Origin of the sequence: Nocardia aobensis NBRC 100429 (assembly GCF_000308375.1) — a bacterium.
Lineage (GTDB): Bacteria > Actinomycetota > Actinomycetes > Mycobacteriales > Mycobacteriaceae > Nocardia > Nocardia aobensis.
This window is the reverse complement of the sequence record NZ_BAFQ01000162.1, coordinates 15400-37449: the sequence shown is the minus strand read 5'-3', so window position 1 is coordinate 37449 and position 22050 is coordinate 15400. Positions and strand designations below refer to the sequence as shown.

At 67.5% G+C, this 22050-nt stretch carries 19 protein-coding genes; 9 read left to right on the top strand and 10 right to left on the bottom strand.

Annotated elements, in window-relative coordinates; all coding sequences use genetic code 11:
- Positions 1-513: 513 nt before the first annotated feature.
- On the bottom strand, positions 514-1776 hold the full coding sequence (locus RJ03_RS21215; protein ID WP_051024998.1) for a helix-turn-helix domain-containing protein: 1263 nt from the start codon (positions 1774-1776) through the stop codon (positions 514-516).
- Between the two features lie 386 nt (positions 1777-2162).
- On the opposite strand from RJ03_RS21215, the gene RJ03_RS21210 reads away from it, so the two are divergent.
- Complete coding sequence (locus tag RJ03_RS21210; RefSeq protein ID WP_036505223.1) at positions 2163-2897, top strand: DUF559 domain-containing protein; 735 nt, start codon at positions 2163-2165, stop codon at positions 2895-2897.
- 167 nt (positions 2898-3064) lie between these two features.
- On the opposite strand, the gene RJ03_RS21205 is transcribed toward RJ03_RS21210, so the two are convergent.
- Positions 3065-3637, bottom strand: coding sequence for a hypothetical protein (locus RJ03_RS21205; RefSeq protein WP_036505135.1), 573 nt, complete (start codon positions 3635-3637; stop codon positions 3065-3067).
- 293 nt (positions 3638-3930) lie between these two features.
- Here RJ03_RS21205 and RJ03_RS21200 point away from each other — a divergent pair, with 293 nt between their 5' ends.
- Positions 3931-4698, top strand: a complete 768-nt coding sequence (locus RJ03_RS21200) for an alpha/beta fold hydrolase (protein ID WP_245552347.1) — start codon at positions 3931-3933, stop codon at positions 4696-4698.
- A gap of 659 nt (positions 4699-5357) precedes the next feature.
- Here RJ03_RS21200 and RJ03_RS35125 read toward each other — a convergent pair.
- Complete coding sequence (locus tag RJ03_RS35125) at positions 5358-5657, bottom strand: class I SAM-dependent methyltransferase (RefSeq protein WP_281032294.1); 300 nt, start codon at positions 5655-5657, stop codon at positions 5358-5360.
- A 121-nt stretch (positions 5658-5778) separates the two neighbouring features.
- Between RJ03_RS35125 and RJ03_RS21190 the strand changes: the two genes are divergently transcribed.
- The gene (locus RJ03_RS21190) at positions 5779-6159 is read left to right on the top strand and encodes a DoxX family protein (RefSeq protein ID WP_036505131.1); all 381 of its coding nucleotides are present in this window, start codon (positions 5779-5781) and stop codon (positions 6157-6159) included.
- Positions 6160-6275: 116 nt separating this feature from the next.
- Here RJ03_RS21190 and RJ03_RS21185 read toward each other — a convergent pair whose 3' ends face one another.
- Positions 6276-7493, bottom strand: coding sequence for an acyl-CoA dehydrogenase family protein (locus RJ03_RS21185; protein WP_036505128.1), 1218 nt, complete (start codon positions 7491-7493; stop codon positions 6276-6278).
- A gap of 216 nt (positions 7494-7709) precedes the next feature.
- Here RJ03_RS21185 and RJ03_RS21180 point away from each other — a divergent pair, with 216 nt between their 5' ends.
- Positions 7710-8927: a cytochrome P450 family protein gene (locus RJ03_RS21180; RefSeq protein ID WP_083871234.1), complete on the top strand. Its 1218-nt coding sequence runs from the start codon at positions 7710-7712 to the stop codon at positions 8925-8927.
- A gap of 55 nt (positions 8928-8982) precedes the next feature.
- Here the strand turns inward: RJ03_RS21180 and RJ03_RS21175 are convergent, their stop codons facing one another.
- Entirely contained in the window at positions 8983-10452 is a 1470-nt protein-coding gene (locus RJ03_RS21175; protein WP_036505124.1) for an MDR family MFS transporter, read from the bottom strand.
- Positions 10453-10691: 239 nt separating this feature from the next.
- The gene (locus tag RJ03_RS21170) at positions 10692-11714 is read right to left on the bottom strand and encodes a phosphatase PAP2 family protein (protein ID WP_063820422.1); all 1023 of its coding nucleotides are present in this window, start codon (positions 11712-11714) and stop codon (positions 10692-10694) included.
- 410 nt (positions 11715-12124) lie between these two features.
- Here RJ03_RS21170 and RJ03_RS21165 point away from each other — a divergent pair, with 410 nt between their 5' ends.
- Positions 12125-13006: a hypothetical protein gene (locus RJ03_RS21165; RefSeq protein WP_051024992.1), complete on the top strand. Its 882-nt coding sequence runs from the start codon at positions 12125-12127 to the stop codon at positions 13004-13006.
- A gap of 34 nt (positions 13007-13040) precedes the next feature.
- On the opposite strand, the gene RJ03_RS21160 is transcribed toward RJ03_RS21165, so the two are convergent.
- A complete protein-coding gene (locus tag RJ03_RS21160; RefSeq protein WP_063064420.1) occupies positions 13041-13901 on the bottom strand; it encodes a DUF1266 domain-containing protein in 861 nt (286 codons plus the stop codon).
- A 117-nt stretch (positions 13902-14018) separates the two neighbouring features.
- Here RJ03_RS21160 and RJ03_RS21155 point away from each other — a divergent pair, with 117 nt between their 5' ends.
- Entirely contained in the window at positions 14019-14843 is an 825-nt protein-coding gene (locus RJ03_RS21155; protein WP_036505122.1) for an alpha/beta fold hydrolase, read from the top strand.
- 31 nt (positions 14844-14874) lie between these two features.
- On the opposite strand, the gene RJ03_RS21150 is transcribed toward RJ03_RS21155, so the two are convergent.
- Positions 14875-15738, bottom strand: a complete 864-nt coding sequence (locus tag RJ03_RS21150; RefSeq protein ID WP_036505119.1) for an N-acetyltransferase — start codon at positions 15736-15738, stop codon at positions 14875-14877.
- 137 nt (positions 15739-15875) lie between these two features.
- Positions 15876-17180: a glycosyltransferase 87 family protein gene (locus RJ03_RS21145; protein ID WP_083871232.1), complete on the bottom strand. Its 1305-nt coding sequence runs from the start codon at positions 17178-17180 to the stop codon at positions 15876-15878.
- Between the two features lie 84 nt (positions 17181-17264).
- Between RJ03_RS21145 and RJ03_RS21140 the strand changes: the two genes are divergently transcribed.
- From RJ03_RS21140 to RJ03_RS21130, 3 genes are all read left to right on the top strand, one after another.
- Complete coding sequence (locus RJ03_RS21140) at positions 17265-18629, top strand: purine-cytosine permease family protein (RefSeq protein ID WP_036505117.1); 1365 nt, start codon at positions 17265-17267, stop codon at positions 18627-18629.
- A 10-nt stretch (positions 18630-18639) separates the two neighbouring features.
- Complete coding sequence (locus RJ03_RS21135) at positions 18640-19881, top strand: phosphotransferase enzyme family protein (protein WP_157163469.1); 1242 nt, start codon at positions 18640-18642, stop codon at positions 19879-19881.
- Between the two features lie 88 nt (positions 19882-19969).
- Positions 19970-21481: an amino acid permease gene (locus RJ03_RS21130; protein ID WP_051024986.1), complete on the top strand. Its 1512-nt coding sequence runs from the start codon at positions 19970-19972 to the stop codon at positions 21479-21481.
- On the opposite strand, the gene RJ03_RS21125 is transcribed toward RJ03_RS21130, so the two are convergent.
- On the bottom strand, positions 21394-22032 hold the full coding sequence (locus RJ03_RS21125) for a hypothetical protein (RefSeq protein ID WP_036505115.1): 639 nt from the start codon (positions 22030-22032) through the stop codon (positions 21394-21396). The two genes, RJ03_RS21130 and RJ03_RS21125, sit on opposite strands and share 88 nt — an antisense overlap.
- Positions 22033-22050: the final 18 nt, after the last annotated feature.

Here is a 22050-nt window from a genome sequence, read left to right as displayed (position 1 = left end):
CCCCTCGGTCGGCAAGAGCGCCCACCGCCGAGGAGCCGGGGTTCGGCCGGCTACGGACCCGGCGATGGGGCCGTAGCTCAAGGTATGAGACGAGTCACGCGCCTTCTGTCCTGAAAGGACAAGTGCGACAGCGGAATGCGCGCAGGCCCGCGCTCACGGGCAGCGTTCGGCCTCGGGTGCTCGGATTCGGTGCTCGGGTAAGTCGCGCGAAGCCGGCGGCGGATCCGCCGGAGTCAGGGCGATGCCGATCCGTCATGTCGGGCCCCTAAGCCGGACCGTTGCCATCGCGGCGGGCGGTGCGAAGTTGTCGGCTACCAACCCGCACGACCACGTGGGCGTGGATGCGTTGTGGCGCAGAGTGTTGTGCTTGCAGGTGAGTGATTCTCGGCGTGCGGGCTCGGCGTTCGAACTTGATGTGTGGGCTGGGCCTCGGATTTGGCGTGTGGGGTCGGCATGCGGACTCGGCGCTCGGGCTCGCCGTGTGGGGTTAGCGCGCGGGTTCGGCGTGTTCGGTCAGCGGCGGGGCTCGCCGGAGTCCGGGGCGATGCCGATCCGCCATGCCAGGCCGCGTAGTTCGCGGCCGCCGGCATCGCGGCGGGCGGCGCGGAGTTGGTCGGCTACCGCCTCCCGCACGAAGACGTCTGCGTGGACGCGTTGGGGTGCGAGGTGTTCCGCTCGGATGAGGGTGGCGATTCCCTCGTCGCGTCGACGTCGATCGGTCAGTAGTGCTCGGCCTATCTCCATGTGGAATTCGGCTTGCCTCGAAGCGCTCGGCACCGCAGCCACGTTCACTCGGTGCGCTTGCTCGACCACCTTCGCGCCGTCGCCGAATTCGTTCCCGATGGTGGCATGCCAGATACCGACGTTCACGCGGCCGAAGAACATGTGGCCGAACGAGCCCACCTCGGTATCGAGGCGTCGAGCGACATCATCGGCCTCGCCGAGGTGGGTTTCGGAGGTGTCGCGGTCGCCCTGCACCGCTGCTGCCAGGGCCGCGGACAGGTGAAGCATCCCGTACGCCTGCACCACATCATCGTCGTTCAGATGAGGACGCAATTCGTCGGCTACGCGCACCGCGCGCCGATACTGTTCCGGCCGCGACAGTCCGCCTGTTGCGTCTCCGCGCAACCATGCCGTGAATCCCTGCCACGCAGGCGATTCCAGAGCCTCGGCACAATACTGTGCTTCTTTGGCCGCCAAGAGAGGCAGGCCGCGACCGCCGAGACGCTTGCTCGTCCACATCGCCGCCGCGTAGCACCAGACCATCCCGATCAGAGTTTCGTGTCGATGTGCGGGAGAACGGACGTAAACGGCATGTAGCTCACCGAGCAGTTGCGGCATCAACTCAGCCTGTGCGGCGTAATCGGCTGTGCTTTGGGACAGTTCGATCAACCGCTGGATGTCCGCGCTGATAGCTGGCCACTCCCGCACCGGCAGGTCCGGGTCTTCACCGAGTTCGTAGATGTCGAGCACGTTCTCGATCGCGACCAGTCCGGCATAGGCCGCATCGTTGGCGCTCGGGTGCTCGGCTTGCCATGGCACCGGTGAGAATTCGCTCGGTGCCACGCGTAGTGCGGCCGCGATCGCCTCGAGGGTGCGACGGTTCTCCAGCGACTTCTCGCCTCGCTCGAGTTTTCCGAGGTATCCGTAGGAGATTCCGGCTAGTCCGGCGGCGGCTTCGAGGCTCAGTCCGCGCCAGGCGCGGATTTCGCGGAGGCGGCGGCCGAGGTCGTTCGGCGGGATGCCGCTGTCGTCGTATTTCGTCCCCACACCCATGGCTACCACGCTACGACCAGCGGCTCGTTCGTGCAGCGAGTCCACTGGTATGCGCGGTGATCGTGAGGCGGTGGTTCGAAGCCCCGCGCCGCTGCACCTCGGCACTGTCCGGTCCCACCGGTATCGCGTGGAGTGGTGAATTTTTCGTGCAAACCGGCCTTGATTCTGCGGTTTTCTCGCATTCGTGCGGAGGTTTGCACGATCTGTTCACCCATCCACAGGCCCGCACTGATCCACAGGTTTGTCGTTCGCCCAGGTGAGCTTCGGGGTGCACTGTCGACCGCCCGGAATCATCGGTATCCGTGATTCGAACCAGGGCGGAACTGATGCGCGAAGTTTCGGCGGCCGCGATTGCCGCTCGCTGTCGCCGCGGGCAATATGCGCGTGTGTTGCCGGGGATCTATGCGGTCGGGACGGTTACCCAGCGCACCAGGTGTGAGGCCGTGCTCGCCTGGTTGCCCGAGGCGGTGTTGAGTCATCGCACCGCGGCGTGGCTGTGGGATATGTTGCCGGAACCCGAATCGGTCGAAGCGACTGTGCCCCGGGGCCGGTATCGAGCCACACCGGAGTGGCTTCGGTTGAGCCGCCGCGAATTACGACTCGATTCGATCGATGAGGTCTGGGGGCTTCCCGTGACCACCCGGGCTCGCACGTTGCTCGATTGTGTGCCGATCCTGCCGGACGCCGAGGCGGGCCGCATGGTCGACAATCATGCCCGCGCGGTGGCATCCGCGTTGTCGGGCCTGACCACCGGACAGTACGGCTCGCCGCATTTGCGTGAGCAATTGCGTTGCGCCGCATTCGATGCGGCCTCGGAGCCGGAACGGTTGTTCGCTCGCGCGCTGGCGCGGCGCGGTCTTCATCTGCTGCCGAATCAGCCGATCGGACAGTACGTCGGCGACCTCGTCGATGAACGGTCGCGAACGATCATCGAGATCGACGGTCGTGAATTCCACAGTGATTCGCTGACCTTCCGTCGTGATCGGCGGCGGCAGAACGCGCTGTTGGGCGCCGGCTGGTTCGTGTTGCGATATGCCGCCGCCGATGTGTACTCGTACCTCGACGCGTGCGTCGAGGAGGCCGTGCGGGTGATTCGGCGTCGGCGCAGAAGCCGCAGATAGGAGCGTCCATCCCATCACGACTGCGGCTCGTTGGTCCGCCGGAACGCGCTCATGATCCGCGGGGCGGTGCAAGATCTCTCCGCCCGCACCCGTGCGCACGACTGCCCACGTATCCGGGGCGTCGGCTGCGGATACGTGGGCGAGGGTGTGGCCGCTGTCGTGGACGATCATCCGGCGAGCGAAGTCGAGCGTCCCTTCCAGGCCAGCAGTCCGGCCTGGACGATGAAGAACACGCCACCGCCCGTCGCGTACACCGACAGCACGTCCAAACTCGGTGCGTCACCCAGGGATTGGCCGATGTAGAACATGCCGACCAGGAACGACAGGCCACCGGCGATGAGCATCGGCCACTGTTTGCCGAGTTCGGGACCACGACGGTACAGGCCGACGGCGACCTGGGCCGCACCGGAGAGGACCGCCCACGCGCCGAAGGTGGCGAGGGTTGCGGCTACGCCGCCGGTGACTGCGGCGGTCCCGGCCGCGACGGCGGCCAGCGTGCTCAGGGTGGCGTTGAAGGCGGTGACGCGACGTTCGGGGCCGGCGTCGGTCGCCTTGTAGTCGATCAGCGAGGAGACGGCGTCGATCAACGGGTAGGCGACCAGCAGGCCGACGGCGAGGGCGTCGAGGGTTTCGTGCGCTGCGGCGAAGACGGCCGCCCATGCGACGGCGAGGACGCCGCGGCCGAGGTACAGCCGAATCAGGGCGGCGCGTTCGGGTTTCGTGACGGCAAGGGTGCTCATCGGATTCTCCTCGGTTGGGAACGAACAGAACTTCACTGTCGTCCGGGGATCCGGTCGCGACATCCGTCGCATGACGCTGATGACGACGTAATCACTCGCGTCGGCTCCGATTACGTCGCCGACAGCGTCATCTGACGGATGCCTGGCGACGGGCCCGCCTCGCACAGTGGAACCCGTATCCGCACCACTTGTTCGAAGGGCGTAATCACATGGTCGTAGTCGGACGTGGCCGCACGCGGCGGCGCGTTGTCCGGACGGTTTCGGCGGTCGCGGCGGTTGTCGTCGCGGGGAGTGTGGCCGTTGCCTGCGCCGCCGAAACGACATCCCAGGCGGGGCCCGGCGAGGATGCGCCGAAGCCGACGATCGTGCTGGAGCACGGCGCGTTCGCGGACGCCTCCAGTTGGGACGGTGTCATCGAGAAGCTGCGCGGTGAACACTATTCGGTTGTCGCCGCGGCGAATCCGCTGCGCGGTCCTGCCGCCGACGCCACCGGTTTGCGCGGCTTGATCAGCCATATCAACGGGCCGGTGATTCTGGTCGGGCACTCCTACGGTGGTTCTGTGATCAGCGCGGCGAGTGCTGGGAATGATCAGGTCAAGGGGCTGGTCTATGTGGCGGCGTTCCTGCCGGCGCCGGGGGAGACGGCACTCGGGCTGACCAATCGGTTCCCGGGCTCCACGTTGCCCGGCACCTTGAATCCGGTGCCGGTCACGAACATCGACGGCAGCAGCGGCACCGACCTCTACATTCAGCAGGACAAGTTCCGCGACCAGTTCGCCGCCGACGTCGCCTCGGACCGCACCGCCCTGATGGCGGCGACCCAGCGGCCGATCGCGCAGTCCGCGCTCGAGGAGCAGGCCACGGTCGCCGCGTGGACCGAGAGGCCGAGCTGGGATGTGATCGCGACCGAGGACGAGAACATCCCGGTCGCGGCCCAGCGCTTCATGGCCGAACGCGCGCACGCCCATGTAACCGAGGTAGCCGCATCGCATTCCGTCGCGGTCTCCCATCCCGAGGTGGTGGCCGGGGTGATCGAACAGGCGGCCCGGGACTCCCACTGAGCGAGGGGCGACATGGCGGCCGGGAGTCGTCTCGGCTGCCGCGACTGGATTCCGCTGCTCGCGAGAGTCGCTCGAGACGAGATAAGTCGCCGACTCGGGAGCTCGCTGATGGTCCTTCGACCACTTCGGGCCTTCGGCGATGCCCGCCGGGAAGCCGGCCGAGCGCGCCGTGGTGGTGGGCGTGCATCGGCGACGCCCGCCGGCAACTCGATCGAGCGTGCCATGGTGGGGGCGGTGGCCGGCGTTCGGGAGGTCGGCCGGCAACTCGGCTTCCGGTGTGCCGTGGGGCGGTGGCCGGCCGTCCAGTACTGCCCTGCAGGCGATCTGATCCTGCGGCTGCCGGATCCTCGACCACGCCTTCTGCCGTGGTGGCGGCGAGCGGATCGGCTATACCCGCTGAGCCTCCAGGAGGTGGACGGGCAGTCGCAGCCTGGCCGCCTCGTCTGTCGCCGGATGAAAACCCTTGGAAGCAAACAATTCTCGGATCCTCTTCTGTGGATTCACTGCCTCGATGTACTCCGGCCTCAGGGTCGTGATGTTCCAGTCCGGTGTGGTGAATTCGCTGCGTAGCTCGGATTCGGAGAGCGGGTAGGGCGCGTACAGGTGCGCGTGTTCTGTTGCGGCGAAGCTGAATTGGATGAGGTGGCCGCCTGGCTTCGTTACTCGGGCGACGGCGGAGATGTGGGAGCGGCGCTGGTGGGGGAGAGGCAGTGGAAGAGGGCGCTGCTCACCACCGTGTCGAAGCGGTTGTCGTAGCCCGCGAGGGTGGCGGCGTCGGCGACGGTGAAGGTGACCGGGAGGTCGTGGCCCGCGGCGCGGGTGCGGGCCTGGTCGATCGCGGTGGGGGCGATGTCGACACCGGTCACTCGGTAGCCGCGTTCGGCCGGGTGGACGGCGGTGTCTCCCGGGCCGCACCCGATGTCGAGCACCTCGCCGGTAATCCGGCCGGCGCGTTCCAGGGCGATGGGGAGCGGTTGGGCGCGGCCGATATCTGCTCGGGTACGGATCCACTCTATCTCATATCGTACGAGAACGATATAATTGGGAAACCGTATTAGTTATCGATCGAGCGAGGCCCTGATGTACGTCGCCTATCTGACCGTCATGCTCGTCACCATCGCCGCCAACACCTTCTCCGGGGTCGCCGCCGTCACCCGATTCACCCCGGTCATGGCCACATTGGCGCCCGCGATGGAGACCGCCGGAATTCCGCAGTCGTGGCTCACCTTCCCGATCGGCACCCTGAAACTCGCGGGTGCGGCCGGGCTGCTGCTGGGTGTGCTCGGGGTGCCGTACGTAGGTACGGCCGCCGCGATCGGCCTGGTGCTCTACTTCGTCTGCGCGGCCTATACCCACATCCGTGTCGCCGACTATGCGCAGACCTTCTATCTGGCTGTGGGACTGTTCCTGCCCCTGGCCGTCGCCTGCCTGGTGTTGCAGCTCGCGGACCAGCGCATCTGAACCGGACAGATCGGCCGGGGCCGGACTCGAACCGGAGCCGGGAGGTGAACTGATCGTGCAAACCTCGCCTGATTGTGCAGCTTTCTCACATTCCGTCGCAGGTTTGCACGAAAAGTTCAGCCGTTCAACAAGCCCTTGGCGATATGCGTCACCTGGATCTCGTTGCTGCCCGCGTAGATCATCAGCGACTTCGCGTCGCGGGCAAGCTGTTCCACCTTGTACTCGGCCATGTATCCGTTGCCGCCGAACAGCTGGACGGCTTCCATGGCGACCTCGGTGGCGGCGCGGGAGGAGTAGAGCTTCATCGCGGATGCTTCGGCGAGGGAGACGGATTCGCCGGCGGCAGTGCGTTCGATGGCGTTGAAGACCATGTTCTGCACATTGATCCGGGCGATCTCCATCTCGGCGAGCTTGAGCTGGATGAGCTGGAACTGGCCGATCTCCTTACCCCACAGCGTGCGCGATTTCGCGTAATCGACACAGAGCCGGTGACATTCGTTGATGATGCCCAGTGCCAGCGAGGCGATGCCGATGCGTTCGGCGGCGAAGGATTCCTTCGCGCTGTCCTTGCCATCGCCCTTGGCGGGAGTCTCGGTCTCGCCGAGCAGGCGGTCGGGCGTCAGGCGGACGTTGTCGAAGACCAGCTCGCCGGTGGGAGACGAATTCATGCCCATCTTCTTGAACGGCGCGCTCTGCACGAACCCGGGCATGCCCTTGTCGAGGACGAAGGTCAGCACCTTGCGGTCGCGCCGGTCGGTGCCGTCCTCCTCGTCGAGTTTGGCGTAGACGACGGTCACGTCGGCGTACGGCCCGTTGGTGATGAAGGTTTTGCGGCCGTTGAGGATGTAGTCCTCCCCGTCGCGGCGGACGTAGGACTTCATACCGCCGAATGCGTCGGAGCCGGAATCGGGTTCGGTGATCGCCCAGGCCCCGACCTTCTCGAACGTCACCAGCTCCGGCAGCCAGCGCTTCTTCTGCGCGAGGGTGCCGCGGCTGCGAATGGTGCCGACGGCCAGGCCCAGGCTCACGCCCATCGACGCGACCAGGCCCAGGCTCACTCCGGCCAGCTCGCTGTTGAGGATGACGCCCATACTGCCGGACCCGCTGAACCCGCCGGACTTGCCCGGCGTTCCGGCTTCCTCGCGAGCCAGGGATTTCGCCAGCCCCTCGCGCGCCATCTCGTCGAGGCCGAAGGTGGCATACAGCTTGCGGATGATGTCGAACGGCGGCAGCGCGCCGCTCTCGAGCCGGTCGACATGCGGTTCGATTTCCTTCTTGATGAAGCCGCGCACGGCGTCGCGAAGCATCAGATCTTCGTCGGACCACTTGTACATGTCGTCAACTCCCGAGGATGGCCGGAACGGTCCCTCGAATATAGAACACGTTCTAATTCAAGACCGCCGCCGCGTCGCCTTCGCGCCGTGGTGCGCACTCTCCCCACGGCTGGTGCCCGACTCGGCCCGGCCGCGGCGGCACTCTGAGATGATTTCGCGGGCAACAGGTCTCATCCCGCGCGTGCGCAGTCACGTCGACAGTCGAAGGGTTCCGTGATGACGAACCGACCTGCTTTTCCCGATGCGAACGAACGTCCCCTCGATACCTGCCTCCGCCTACGCAAGACCGCTCCGGTGGTCGAAGTCGACTTCCCGGGCGGCGTTCCGGCCTATCTCGCGCTCTCCCATCGGGCGGTCGAGGAGATCCTCGCGGGCGACAACAAGACCTTCGCCCGGGATCCGAAACACTGGCCCGCGCTCTACGACGGGTCGATCCCCGAGGACTGGCCGTTCCGGGCGATCGTGCAGGGCGACCATCTCTCGACCAAGGACGGCGCCGATCATCGGCGGTTGCGCGGCTTGGTCGGCAAGGGCTTCACGCCGGCCCGGGTCCGGGCTCTGGAACCGCGGATCCAGGCGATCATCGACGGCCTGCTCGACGGTGTGGCGGCCGCGGGTGATCGGGTCGATCTGGTGCCCGCGTTCTGCGACGCGCTGCCGATGGCGGTGATCAGCGAGTTGTTCGGTGTACCCGAATCGGAGCGGGCGCAGCTGCGGCAGTGGACGTTGACCTCACTGTCGCAGGAGATTTCGGCCGAGGAGGCGTTCTCGACGCAGGTGGCGCTGCGCGGCTACCTCTACGAGCTGGTCGAACGCAAACAACGCGAGCCCGGCGACGATCTGACCTCCGATCTGGTCCGGGCACGCGACGAGGGCGACCGGCTCACCACCGACGAACTGGTCGCCGTGCTGTGGCTGATGCTGATCGCCGGCCACGAAACCACCGTCTACCTGCTCGGGAACGCGGTGGTCGCGCTGGGCCGGCACCCCGACCAGCTGGCCTTGGTGAAGGCGGAAGATCGGTGGGCCGACGTGGTGGAGGAGACGCTGCGCTATCGGCACTCGGTGATGATGACGAGTTTCCGATTCACGCTGGCGGACGTGACCATCGACGGGGTGCCGATTCCGAAGGGCAATGCGGTCGGTGTGGTCTACCAGGCGACCGGAGTGGACACCGCGTACCACGGTGACACCGCCGGCGAATTCGACATCACCCGCCCGCCGCGGCCGCATCTCGGATTCGGCCACGGACCGCGCTACTGCATCGGCGCACCACTGGCCCGGCTGGAAGGCCGGCTCGGGTTGTCGAGCCTGTATCGCCGGTTCCCCGATCTGACACTGGCCGTCGATCCGGTCGAAATCCCTTACACCCCTTCGTTCTTCACGGTGGGACCGCTGTCGGTGCCGGTCAGCCCCGGTCCTGATCGCGGCTGAACACGGCAACGCCCGCGAGACCGGCAGCCGGTCTCGCGGGCGTTTGGGTCCGTGGTCAGCCGCGGACCATCTCGGGGTCCTCGACGTCCTCGGAATCGAGGACGACCGCCTCCGACGAGGCCGAGCGGTTGGGCAGCAGCACCGCCATCACGATCACGATCACCGCCAGGCCGGCGGATATCGCGAAGGCCAGCCGCATACCCGACAGATGGGCGACGAGCGGTTCGATCCCGCGGTCGGTGAGCGTGGTGGCGCGGGCGGTCATCACCGTGACCACCAGGGCGGTGCCGAAGGCCGCGGCCACCTGCTGCAGGGTGCCGAGCATCGAGCTGCCGTGCGAGTACAGATGCTGCGGCAGCGCGCCCAGGCCCAGGGTGAAGACCGGGGTGAAGGCCGCGGCCAGCGACACCATCAGCAGAATGTGCAGCGCCAGCAGCTGCCAGTACGGCATGGTCAGCGAGATGCGAGTGAAACCGGCCAGGGCCGCGGTGATGCCGATCGCGCCGGGAATCACCAGCATGCGCCCGCCGAAACGGTCGAACAGCCGACCGATCGTCGGCCCCAGCAGACCCATCGCCAGCCCGCCCGGCATCACCAGCAGACCGGTTTCCAGCGGCGAGAGCGAACGCAGGTTCTGCAGGTACAGCGGCAGCAGGATCATCGAGCCCATCATCGCCAGGAAGGCGACCGCCATCAGCACCAGCGCCTTGGTGTAGGTGCCGGACAACAGGATTCGCAGATCCATCAGGGGAGAGCCGGTGCGTTGCAGGCGGATCTGCCGGGCCGCGAACACCGCGATGAAGGCCACACCGGCCGCGACGATCAGCGCCGGGATCACGATGTTGCCGACCTCGAACCTGCTGAGGCCGTAGACCAGGCTGCCGAAGCCCAGGGCCGCGAAAACGACACTAGCCCAATCGATCGCGCCGCTCTCCGGTTCGCCGACGTTCTCCAGTTTGCGCAGGCCGAAGAAGGTCACCGTGCCGGCGATGGGCAGTACCAGCAGGAAAAGCCAACGCCAGGAACCGATCTGGAGCACCAGACCGGAGATGACCGGACCCATGGCGGGAGCGACCGAGATGGCGAGGGTGACGTTACCCATGACGCGGCCGCGGTCGTGTTCGGGCACCACGGTCATCAGGGTCGTCATGAGCAGCGGCATCATCACGGCGGTGCCGCCGGCCTGTACGACGCGCCCGACCAGCAGGATCGCGAACGACGGCGCCGCGGCCGACAAGAGAGTGCCGGCGAGGAAGACGCCCATCGCGAGCGCATAGGCGCGGCGGGTGGTGACGCGTTGCAGGAACCATCCGGTGACGGGGATGACGGCCGCCATCGTGAGCATGAACGCGGTCGACACCCACTGCGCGGACCGCTCGGTGACGTGCAGATCGGTCATCAGGCGGGGGATCGCGTTGATCATGATGGTCTCGTTGAGGATCACCACGAACGTCGCGAGGACCAGCAGCCGGATCACCGCGGGGGTTCTTCGTCCAGCCGGGCGATGGACTGGTTCGGCGGGCATCTGTACCTCCGGGTGTCGCGAACGCGGAATGTCTGACCGACGTCGAGTCACCGTCTGTGCCTCGAACGCCACACCAGACCTGACGACCGTGACCCACTCAACTCATCGGTGTCGCGCAAGTATTCCGGCGCATCGCGCACGCGAGCACCCGATTTTCCGCTCCGAAGTGCGGCGATAGCCGCGAGAAACAGGGAACGACCTGCGGCTGTTCCGCAGAGCGCGAAGCGGAGAGACGCTCGTCACACCGGATCGAGTTCGGCGCCGTTCGCCCGCGATGCCGCCGCCGGGGTCGTCCGCGGCCCGTCACCGCGGCCGACCTCGGGGAGCGGACCGAGCAGGGCCCGGCCGGCCCGCCAGTTCTCCCACATGCGGGTGATCAGGATCGTGACCGCGGTGTACACGCCGCCGAGCAGCACATCGAAGACCCAGTGCTCGCCGCCGTAGACGAGAGTGAAGCCCATCGCGCACGGATAGACCACCAGGATCGCGCGCAGCCACCACTGTCGCGTCAGCGGCCACAGCGTGGCGGCCACCAGCACCGAGAACGCCGTATGGAGTGACGGCACGGCCGCGAAGTAGTTGCCGTGATCCTCGAGCCATTGCGCGCTCACATCGGGATCGACCACGCCGAGCCCGAAACCGGATATGCGGCGGACGTGTTCCGGGATGGCTCCTTCGCGCCCGGCGTACCAGGGCGGCGCCGCGGGCACCAGCACGTAGGTGACCAGCGCCAGATACGACAGCAGCAGAATCCGGCGCATGTACCGGACCCACAGCGGCCGGGAGTAGACGTAGAAGATCGCCGCGACGGCCCAGGGCAGGATGAAGTGGGTCGTGTAGACGACGCCGATGATCGGTGTCCACCAGGGCTGACCGTCGCCGGCCAGATGGTCCTGCAACCAGATCGTCGGCACGGTGCCGCCGAACATCCAGCGGTCGATGTCGACGAGTTCGTGCATGCGCAGCGGCATGCCGAGTTTGTCGGCGAGGTCGCGGGTGTAGTCGTAGACCATGAGCGCCGCGATCAGCGGCAGCCAGTCGGTCAGTACCCGGATGTGCTGGCGCCAGGGCCGATCGATGGTGAAGGCGAGGACCCCGCCGATCATCCATGCCGCCTCCTGGACGCGGCCACCGGGAAGTGCTCCGGTGATCAGGGCCACGGCCAGGGCCGCCAGGTAGGCGAACCGCACGGCATAACGGATCACCCGCCGTGGGACGGTCGGCTCCGCGATTTCGGTGGTCTCCGGTTGTACACCGAGCATTCGGCCAGTGTGCCATTCCAGTTCACGGGCCGGACACGCTCATCCGGTTCGCGTGTCGCGCCGGACCGGCGATCCCGGGCGACACACCGCGGCGCCGGCCTTGCTGGCAATGTGCTGTCGATGGGCGGGGAGGTTGCCGTGAATCGCGCCCGGGCGCTGGTGAAGAGCCTTGGGCCGCAGTACGTTTCGAGCGTATGCACCATATCGAAAGGTCGGGACCGTGATCATCGCACTTCTCATCGCCGCACTCAGTACGGGCAGCGCCGCCGTGGCGACCGCCACCGGCCTCGCGAGCATGTTCGCCGGTAACCTCTGATCGGCGTTCCCCGGATACCCGGAACGAGGGGGGTCTCTCGGTAGAATCCGTCCCCGATGAGGTCTCACCGGGTCGGAGTGGGGAGGATGCGGCAGTGCTGGAGGTGTGGGGGCGTCGGACCGCGGTCAGATATGCCGACGGGCGGATCACCACCACACCGCTGGGCGTCGACGACGATGTCGCCATGGATGTGCGGGTCTGCGATCTGCGCGACGCCTGCCTCGCCGAAGCCGACAGCGGTGACCTGCTGATCCTGCTGTATTTCCGGGCGCCGGACTATGTGATCAAAAACGTTGCCACCCGGCGTAATCCGGCGACGATCTTCCTCGAATCCGAGGTATTCACGCAGGCGGCCACACTCGTCCGCGCGATCGGCGACGATCTGCTCGAGATGCGACGGATCGTGCGGCAGCGGCCGAATCTGGCTCCGCCCCGGCCGGTTCCGGGGCAGTACGGTCCGATCCGCCCCGATGTGTCGCGTGCGGCCGAGCGGATGCGCACACCGGAACTGTGCGCGCGCGAGCTGGCGGCCCTGCACGCCTACGCCCGCCCGGACGAATACGTCCTCGAATGCGCGCCGTGCGGTCATCGCGGGGCGCCGGGGCTGGTCGTGATCACCACCCTGCGGCTGTTGTTCGTCTCGGCCGGGGCGACCTACGAGTTCCCGGTGGCCGCGCTGGATCGCACCGATGTGGCGGGGCCGCCCGGATCGGTGGCGACGCTGCGCATTTCGGACGGCAATACGGATCTGGAATTCGTCTCCACCGAGGCCGAGGATCTGCTGCGCGTCGACGGCGCCGTGCGGCTGGCCTGCGAGATCGAACATGTCGACGGCTCGATCGTGATGGCGCGCCCGTCCTCGCTGGACCTGTTCGGCGAATGGCAGTTGCTGGTGGAGCGGCGCAAACTCGGCATGGTCGACACCGAGCAGTTCAAATGGGAGGGCGTCGGCATTCTGCGCGCGATGCCGCAGTAACCGCCCCGCAGTAGCCGCCTCTCAGTGGAACCTCTCAGTGGAACGGGGAGAGCCCGAACACCGGCGCGCCCGGATGCAGCGCCACCCGCCGCCACGGACTCGACGGGCGCATCAGCAGTCCGCGGATCATCCAGCGGCGCTCGTCGACCTGCTCCTTGGCCGCGGCGAGGTCCTGGGTGGCCGCCCAGAAGATGGCGCCGGTGAGGAAGCCGGCCGCGAATTGCCGCCAATTGCGGTAGTGCTGCTGGGCTTTGGCGAGCGCGCGGCCCAGCAGCGTCCACGCCTCGTCCTCGTCCAGATATCCGGCGGTGTGCGCGGCCCGGGCGATGAACACGATGCGCGAGAGGTCCCAGGCGGTCGCGTCGGTGTTCAGCGGCTGCGGCAGCCGATCGACGATGCCGAATTTGATGGCCTGCAACCAGGCGTCGTAGTCGCGGTCGATCCCGTTGACACCGCGATAGCCGCGCACCTCGGACACGGTGTGCAGGAATTCGCGGTGGCTGTCGGCGAGGCCGGTGCGGTCGACGCGGGTGGTGTCCTGAGCGGCCGCGGTCGCCAGCGGATGCACCATCGCGAACAACGGTGCGTGCATCCCGCTCAGCAGCCGGCCGATGGTGTCGCGCGCATCCTCGGCGTTGTCGACACCCCACGATTCGTGCAGGCCCTCGATGGTGGATTCGCGCCGGGTCTCCGAACTTCCGGGGTGTTCGGGCTGAAAGGCGACGGTGTCGTTGTAGGAGCTCCAGCTGCGGCCGTAGTACGCGCCGATGGCCAGTGCCCGGATGCGGTCCTCGCCGATGGCGACACCCGACCACTTGTCCGAGCCGGGATCGAAATCCGAACTCGGAAATCCGCTGATGCGCGGCAGTCCGTGCGGTCCGGCGATGATCGTCACCACTGCACCCCCTCGCCCGTGAATACTGTCCGTGCGAGCCTACCGACCGGCCCTGCCGGTGCTCGCGAACCCATCGCGTACTTTCGAACCGAACCCCGGCCCGCGAAGGAGTAGGACATGCAGACCGTGACGTCGCAGGACGGCACCACCATCGCCTTCGACCGGATCGGTTCCGGTAGTGCGGGAACCGTCGTGCTGATCAGCGGCGCGTTCGGTTATCGGGAGGTCCCCAACACCGTCGAGCTGGCGCAGGCGCTGGCGGAGAACTACGGCCTGCGCGTGCTCAACTACGACCGCCGCGGCCGCGGCGACAGCGCGGACTCCCCGGGTGTCTACGACAGCGCCAACGAAATCGCCGACATTCGCGCGCTGGTCGAGGCCGAGGGCGGATCGGCCGCCCTGTTCGGCTGGGGTTCGGGCGCGATACTGGCGCTGCTGGCCGCGCGCTCGGGCGCGATCACGGGGGTCACCGACGTCGTCGCCTTCGAACCGCCGTTCGTGGTCGACCCGAAGGATCACGTGCCGCCCAAGGATGCGGAGGAGAAGCTGCGCGAGCGCATCGCGGCGGGCAAACGCGGCGGTGCGGTCCGGTATTACATGACCAAGGTGATGGGCGTGCCGGAACTGGTCGTCGCGGTGATGCGGATGTCGTCGGTGTGGAAGAAGCTGGTCGCCACCGCCGATTCGACGGCCCACGATTTCGCTGTGCTGAAACCGTTTTCGCGCGGACAGACCATCCAGCCCGAGGATTGGGCCACGCTCACCCAGCCGACGCTGCTGCTGATCGGTGATCGCTCCGCTCCGGCGCTGACCAAGGGAGCCAAGAAGATGGCCGAGGTGCTCCCCAATGCCGAATTGCGGGAGCTGCCCGGCGTGAGCAACGATCCGGTCGCCGCCGAACTCGCCCCGGCGATCGGTGAATTCCTCACGCGCACAAGGTGATCGGACGCGGCACCAGGTTCGCGACGGCCGGCTAGCGGATGCTGGCGGGGGCCCGCACGACCCGCCCGCCCAGCCGTTCGGTCACCTCGAAACCCTGTTCGCGGAACCAGCGCGCCAGAATCGGGACCGCCGAATCGTCGTCGCGGAAGGTGGGCACCAGCTGCGCGACGATATGCATGCCGTGCGCGTCGGCGGTCCGGCACAGATGGCGCAGCGTCGCGGTGCCCAGGCCCATCCGGCGCAGCGGCGGAATCACATCGATGTGGTCGAGTTTGATCGTGCTGGCATAGATCTCGAACTGGACCGTTGCCGGTCCCTGTTTCTCGGCCAGCGCCGCCGGATCCGCGGGCACCGGCCGCACCTCGCCGGGTAAGTGGACGGTGAGCCGGCGCCGGGCCTCGTCGTCGGGCGCCATGCGGACGGCTTGCACCACGCGCTCGGTGAGATCGCTGACGGCCGAACGGTCCCCGTCGGCGGCGAGCGGCCGGATATCGGTGGTCCGGCGGGCCGTCTCGCGTAGTGCGCGCACCCAGTGCGAGTCGGTCTTGCCGTAGAGCTCGGCCAGCTGACCGATGGTGTGCTCGAGTCCGAAACAGCCGCCGAAGGTTCCGGTGTCGCCGCCCGACAGCACGCCCCACACCTGGTCGTCGGCCCCGACGCAATGGCGGGCCAGTTCGGCCCGGATCTCGTCGCGGCGGCGTTCGGCCTGATCGACCGCCGCGCCCGGCAGGATGCGCAGCCAGCGTTTCCATCCGTCGAGATTGGCGCGGATCCGGGTCCCGGCGAGTTCGGCGCACGCCCGCTGGTAGTTGCTCCAAGCTTGCTCTCGCCGCCGGATCAGCTGCCGATCCGGGCGGGTGGCGTCACCTTCCGCGGTCGGCGTGTTGTCGTCCATATTTATCTACGGTACGACGGAAATGCAGCGTGACCGGGGTGTTGTGGAATCACCGGTGGTGTGTCGCCGTCACCGGGTCGCAGTTGGCGGACGGTGGCCGGGAGATTTACCGATCGATTGCGCCTGGCGTGTCGGGCTCAGGACTCGGTGGGCACCTTGGTCCGCAGCGAACGCAGCGACGCGGGCAACAGCGGTTCCTGCGTCGTGGGCCGCGGTCCGGTCACGACGTACAGGGCGACCAGCAGCACGCTCAGCCACACATAGGTGTCGCCGACCAGATGCTGCCACGGTGTCCAGGCCAGTTCGCGGTTGTTGTCGCCGGGTTCCCAGTTCTGCGGGCCGATGGTGAACACGACCGCGGTCGCGATGATGATCGCGTACCAGATCATCGCCGGCCGCCGCGGCAGCCGAGTCGCCACACCGACGGCGGCCAGCAGGCCCGGCGCGATCCAGACCCAGTGATGCGACCACGAAATCGGCGAAACCAGCAGGGTGAAGACGGCATTGAAGGCCAGGGCGAGCGCCGGATCGGCCACCGCGCGCCGCATCGCCGCCACCACCAGGACCAGCAGCGCCAGACTCAGCAGCGCCCACAGGGCGGTGAAGGCCGGTTCGGGGACCTGGAAGCGCGAGAGCACGCCCTGGATCGACTGATTGGTCCGGAAGGCCGAACCGCTGAGCCCGGAGACATTGCCCATCCCGCCGAACCAGTACTTCACCGATTCGTGCGGCATCACGGCGAAGGCGATAGCGCTCGCGACGGCACCGGTGATCGCCGCGGTGATCGCCGAGCGATAGTCACGCCGCACCAGGAAATAGAGGACGAACGCGGCCGGTGTCAGTTTGATCGCCGCGGCGATCCCGACCAGCATGCCGCGCGGCCAGCGAGTGCGTTTGGGCAGGCAGTCCGCGGCGACCAGCACCATCAGCAGCAGATTGACCTGTCCGAAATCCAGCGTCGAATGCACCGGTTCCAGCAGCATGCCCAGCGGAATCGCGCAGGCGCTCGCCCACAGCACCACCTCGGTGCCGCCGCTGCCCCAGACCCGGCGTGCCACCAGATAGAGAGTGATCGCCAGCGCCAGCGTGGAAACCACGAAGAAACTGATCGCCGCGGCATTCCACGGCAGCAGCGCGAACGGTCCCAGCGCCACCGCGGCGAAGGGCGGATAGATGAACGGCAGGCTGATCCCGAGCGTGGTCTTCGGCAGGCTGCCGTACATATCGGCGCCGTCCCACATCGCCTGCACGCCCAGGCGATACACCTGGAGGTCGATGAATTCGCGCTTGATCGGCAGCAGCGGCCAGCTGGGCCGCAACAGCCAGAAAACGCTCAGGGCGACCAGCAGTACCGGAACCAGCCAGACGAGCCGACCGATGCGGTGGGCTCCCGGCACGCGAGGCTCCGGCAGCGGCCGGGCGGATGTGGAGACGCTAACCATCCGGGACGAGGTTACCGACTCCGGGCGCCGGAGCGAAGCTGGGGGCGAATTTCCACCGGACATCCCGATAGCATGAATGCCGCTATGACGACTCTGCCCGAGCAGCCGGGAGACCGCTCGGCCGAGGCCCCGCTGCTGCTGACCACCGCGCCGCCACGCACCCTGTCCTTCGGGGACCAGGCCGCGTTCTGGGCCAACCTCGGGGTGAGCCTGATCGGCTTCACCGGGGCCTTCTACGTGCTGCAGCCGGCCGGCCATCCGCAGTTGCCGGTGGCGGCGGCCGTACTCGCCACCGCGGTGGGCACCGTGCTGGGCACCGCGATGGTGGCGGCCGCCGGTGCGGTCGGCGCGCGCACCGGCGCGCCCGCGATGGCGAACTTCCGCGGACTGTTCGGCACCCGGCTCTCGTATGTGCCGACCGTCGCCAACATCGTGCAGTGCATCGGATGGGGCGTGTTCGAGCTGACCGTGATCGCGGGCGGGGTCGCGGCTCTCACGCACGGGAAGCTGCCGCACGGCGCGGTGATCATCGGCGCCGGCGTGCTGTGTACCGCGATGGCGATCTGGCCGTTGAACGTGCTGCACATTCTGCGCAAGTACGTGACGATCGCGGTGGCCGTGGCCATGGGCTGGTTCACGATTCAGTTCCTGCGTCAACCGCTGCCGCCGGTGACGGGCACGTCGTGGAGCGGATTCTTCCCCGGCGTGGACACCGCCCTGGCGGTGGCGGTGTCGTTCGTGCCGCTGGCCGCCGACTACACCCGGCACGCCCGCGGCGCCCGCGCCGCCACCGGGGCCGCGATGGTCGGCTATTCGATCGCGCAGACCTGGTGTTATCTGCTCGGCATCGTCGCGCTGCTGCAGGCCGGCGGCGATCCGGACCGGATCTTCGACACCTTCCTCGGCGTCGCGGCCGGATGGCTGTTCTTCGCGGTGCTCGTGCTGCGGGAATCGGATCAGTCGTTCGCCAATGTGTACTCCACCGCGATGTCGCTGCAGAATCTGTTGCCGCGCGTGGATCGGCGCGTCCTGGCCGCGGCGGTGGGTGCGCTCGCGACCGTGCTGGCGATGGGCGTGCACGACTTCACCGGATTCTCGAATTTCCTGCTGCTGATCGGCTCGGTGTTCGTTCCGCTGTGCGCGGTGCTGGTGGTCGACTACTTCTTCGGTCGCGGCCGGCGCGGGTGGGATCTGTCCGAAACCGCTCCGGCCCGACCGCTGCTGCTGCTGCCGTGGTTGCTGGGCTTCGTGGTGTACCAGGTGCTCAATCCGGGCTCGGTGGATTGGTGGGCGCGGATCTGGCTGCGGGTACAGGACATCGCCGGTGTGCACCCGGGCTGGTGGTCCTCCGCGTCGCTGTATTCGTTCCTGGCCGCGGCCGCGTGTACCGGTGTGCTGGCCCGTCTCGAATGTGTGCGGGGCGTCCGCGAGCGCGCGCGCACGTCGTGAGTTGCAGGGCATGAACTCCCCATCCGGTGACTTCGCGAACGCCGCTGATTCGGTCTTCGCGATGGGAGAAAGCGGTTCGGCCGCACCCGATTTCCCGCCGCTGACGACCGGGGAGCTGACAACGCTGCTGGCGGAAACGGCCGAGGTTCCGCGTGGCCGGATGGGCACCGCCCGCGGCGATATCGCCACCGGGGCCGAGTCCGGCGGCGCTCTCGTGATCGAATGGCACAGCCGCCGTCCGCTGTCCGCCACGGCGCGGGTGCGCCTCGGCGACGGCACGCGCGTGGTGGTGAAGCGGATGCCCTCGGCCCTGCGCGATCCCGGCACCCTCGCTCCCGAATATGCGTTCATGAATCACCTTCGCGGACAAGGCATCCCGATTCCGCGGGTGCGATCCGTACAGCAGCACGGTGAGTTCACCTACGAGATCCAGGAACTCGGGATCGGTGCGGACCGCTATCGCGACGACTTCTCGTGGAGTCCGTATCACTCGCTCGCCGATGCGACCGCGGCCGGCGCGATGCTGGCCCGCCTGCATCTGGCGGCCACCGGATTCGAGGCACCGGAGCGCCCGCCGCATCCGCTGTCGGCCGCGCTGTGCACCGATCCCATCGCCGGCATCGAGCGATACGCCGCGCACCGCCCGCCCGTCGCCCGATTCCTGGCAGCGCGACACTGGCGAGCGGACTGGGAACCGATCGTCGCGCAGTACGCCGATGGCCATACGTCGGCGGATACGGCCCCCGACGGCCCGGCAGTCGACGACCTGTCCGCCGCGGTCGCGACCCTGCCCGCGCTGTGGACCCACAACGATTGGCACGGCACGAACCTGCTCTGGTCGGACGGCGGGATCGCCACCGTCCTGGATTTCGGTCTCGCGAACCGGACCGTGGCCGTCTTCGATATCGCCACCGCGATCGAACGCTTCGCGATCGACTGGCTCTCGGTCGCGGCGGGCGGCCCGGCCCGCGTGCAGGCCGCGCAGCTCGCCGCGTTCCTGCGGGGTTACGGCGAGATCCGGCCGCTGCATCGGGTCGAGCGCGATGTCTTGCCGGACCTCTTCCCACTCGTGCACATCGTCTACGAATTGTCCGAAATCGATTACTTTCTTACGATTCCGCCTCGTCGGCAGGTGCGCAATGCCCGGATCGCTTACCGTAACTACTTTCTCGGTCGCTCGGTTTGGGCCGCATCGGCCGAGGGCAAGGCCTTCACGACCATGTTGCGACGACTGACTGCCGAGTGCTGTTAGGTTGCTGTCTGCGGGTCACGGGGGAACGGTGACAACGGAGGAGACGGGTGTGGCTGAGCCGACGCCAACGCAGGACACGGCCGGATCGGTGCCGAACCCCCGGTGGGGTGGACTGCTACGAACCAAATCGGTCGAACAATCGATCCGGGATACCGATGAACCCGATTCCAAACTCCGCAAGGATCTGACCGCCTGGGATCTCACCGTCTTCGGCGTCGCCGTCGTGGTCGGTGCGGGCATCTTCACGCTGACCGCTCGCACGGCCGGCAATGTGGCGGGGCCGTCGGTCTCACTGGCCTTCGTCTTCGCCGCCATCGCCTGCGGTCTCACCGCGCTGTGCTACGCCGAATTCGCCTCCACCGTTCCGGTCGCCGGCAGCGCCTATACCTTCTCCTACGCCACCTTCGGCGAGTTGGTGGCGTGGATCATCGGCTGGGACCTGATCCTCGAATTCGCCCTCGCCGCATCGGTTGTCGCCAAGGGCTGGTCGCAATACCTGGGCGAGGTGATGGGATCGCGTTCGCCGATCGTGCATTTCGGGTCGGTCGCATTCGATTGGGGCGCGGCCCTGTTGATCGTCATCCTGATGGTGCTGCTCGTGATCGGCACCAAGGTGTCCTCGCGGGTGTCGGCGATCGCGGTCGCGATCAAACTGTCGGTGATCGCCGTGGTGATCGTGGTGGGGCTGACCTATTTCAAGCCGTCCAATCTGAAGCCCTACATTCCGCCGTCGCAGCCCAGCAGTACCGGGGAGGGCCTGCACCAGACGCTGTTCCAATGGCTGACCGGCGCCGGTGACAGCAACTTCGGCTGGTACGGACTCCTGGCCGCGGCCAGCCTGGTGTTCTTCGCGTTCATCGGATTCGATGTCGTGGCCACCACCGCGGAGGAGACGAAGAATCCACAGCGCAATGTGCCGCGCGGAATCCTGGGCTCGCTGTTGATCTGCACCATCCTGTATGTGGCCGTGACGCTGGTGCTGACCGGCATGGTGCCCTACACCGAGCTCGCCGGCAACGACGCCACCCTCGCCACCGCGTTCAAACTGCACGGGGTCACCTGGGCCAAGAACGTCATCTCCGTCGGCGCGCTGGCCGGTCTGACCACCGTGGTGATGGTGCTGTACCTGGGCCAGACCCGCGTGTTGTTCGCGATGTCGCGCGATGGCCTGCTCCCGCGTCGCCTGGCCCGGACCGGTCGCTTCGGCACTCCGGCTACGCTCACCATCGGCGTCGGCACGGTCTGTGCCGTACTGGCCGGATTCGTGCAGTTCGGCACGCTCGAGGAAATGGTGAACATCGGCACGCTGTTCGCCTTCGTACTGGTGTCGGTCGGTGTGATCATCCTGCGCCGCACCCGTCCCGAACTGCCGCGCGGATTCCGGGTGCCGCTGGTGCCGCTGATTCCGATCCTCGCCGTGCTGGCGTGCCTGTGGCTGATGCTGAACCTGTCGGTGGAGACCTGGTTGCGATTCGTGATCTGGATGGCGATCGGGTTGGTCGTCTACTTCACCTACGGTGTGCGGCATTCGGTGCTGCGGTCGCGACCGGTCTCCGACACTCCCGCGCCGGCGTCCGGGGGCCACGCGTCGGAAGGCTGAGTGCCCGGGGGCTGAGGATCGGAGGGCCGGCCACCGGTGAACGCCGCCAGGGCCAGCTCGCGGGCTCGATCGAGCTGATCGATCACCACCTCCCAGGCCGGGTGACCGGCGTCCGGCGTGCGCAGCAGATCGCGATGGATGCGCAGCAGCGTGCGGGTGGCCTCCGCGGTGTGTGCGGCCGCCTGCAGCGCCGGGGCCGAGGGCACGGTGGTGAAATGCAGGCCGGCGATCCGATGAGCGAGCCAATACGCCTCGAAATGCGCTTGCGCACAGTGCTCTTCGCGGTGTTCGGGATCGTCGGTGGCGTCGGTGACGGTACCCGGCCCGGCGGCGCGGGCCCGTTCCTCGAGTGCGGTGAGGTCGGGGGCCCCGGTCAGGGAGTGCCGCAGATCATCGCCCATCATGCGGTACAGCAAACCGGCGAGCAGGGCGTGTTCGACCGCGGCCGAATCGGTTCCGGACATTTCCGAAATGCGGGCCTGCTCGGCGGCTTCGTCGGTATCGGCGTGCAGTACCGCCAGCGCGGCCCGCAGTTGCGCAGTGGTAGCCATCGCGTCAGAGGCTACCTC

What these genes read in the sequence shown, in the direction of transcription:
- RJ03_RS21150 (WP_036505119.1), bottom strand. Translation starts at nt 15,738, where the DNA reads ATGGACGACAACACGCCGACCGCGGAAGGTGACGCCACCCGCCCGGAT.
- RJ03_RS21205 (WP_036505135.1), bottom strand. Translation starts at nt 3,637, where the DNA reads ATGAGCACCCTTGCCGTCACGAAACCCGAACGCGCCGCCCTGATTCGG.
- RJ03_RS21180 (WP_083871234.1), top strand. Translation starts at nt 7,710, where the DNA reads ATGACGAACCGACCTGCTTTTCCCGATGCGAACGAACGTCCCCTCGAT.
- RJ03_RS21170 (WP_063820422.1), bottom strand. Translation starts at nt 11,714, where the DNA reads ATGCTCGGTGTACAACCGGAGACCACCGAAATCGCGGAGCCGACCGTC.
- RJ03_RS21215 (WP_051024998.1), bottom strand. Translation starts at nt 1,776, where the DNA reads ATGGGTGTGGGGACGAAATACGACGACAGCGGCATCCCGCCGAACGAC.
- RJ03_RS21140 (WP_036505117.1), top strand. Translation starts at nt 17,265, where the DNA reads ATGACGACTCTGCCCGAGCAGCCGGGAGACCGCTCGGCCGAGGCCCCG.
- RJ03_RS21185 (WP_036505128.1), bottom strand. Translation starts at nt 7,493, where the DNA reads ATGTACAAGTGGTCCGACGAAGATCTGATGCTTCGCGACGCCGTGCGC.
- RJ03_RS21175 (WP_036505124.1), bottom strand. Translation starts at nt 10,452, where the DNA reads ATGCCCGCCGAACCAGTCCATCGCCCGGCTGGACGAAGAACCCCCGCG.
- RJ03_RS21145 (WP_083871232.1), bottom strand. Translation starts at nt 17,180, where the DNA reads ATGGTTAGCGTCTCCACATCCGCCCGGCCGCTGCCGGAGCCTCGCGTG.
- RJ03_RS21125 (WP_036505115.1), bottom strand. Translation starts at nt 22,032, where the DNA reads ATGGCTACCACTGCGCAACTGCGGGCCGCGCTGGCGGTACTGCACGCC.
- RJ03_RS21190 (WP_036505131.1), top strand. Translation starts at nt 5,779, where the DNA reads ATGTACGTCGCCTATCTGACCGTCATGCTCGTCACCATCGCCGCCAAC.
- RJ03_RS21155 (WP_036505122.1), top strand. Translation starts at nt 14,019, where the DNA reads ATGCAGACCGTGACGTCGCAGGACGGCACCACCATCGCCTTCGACCGG.
- RJ03_RS21135 (WP_157163469.1), top strand. Translation starts at nt 18,640, where the DNA reads ATGAACTCCCCATCCGGTGACTTCGCGAACGCCGCTGATTCGGTCTTC.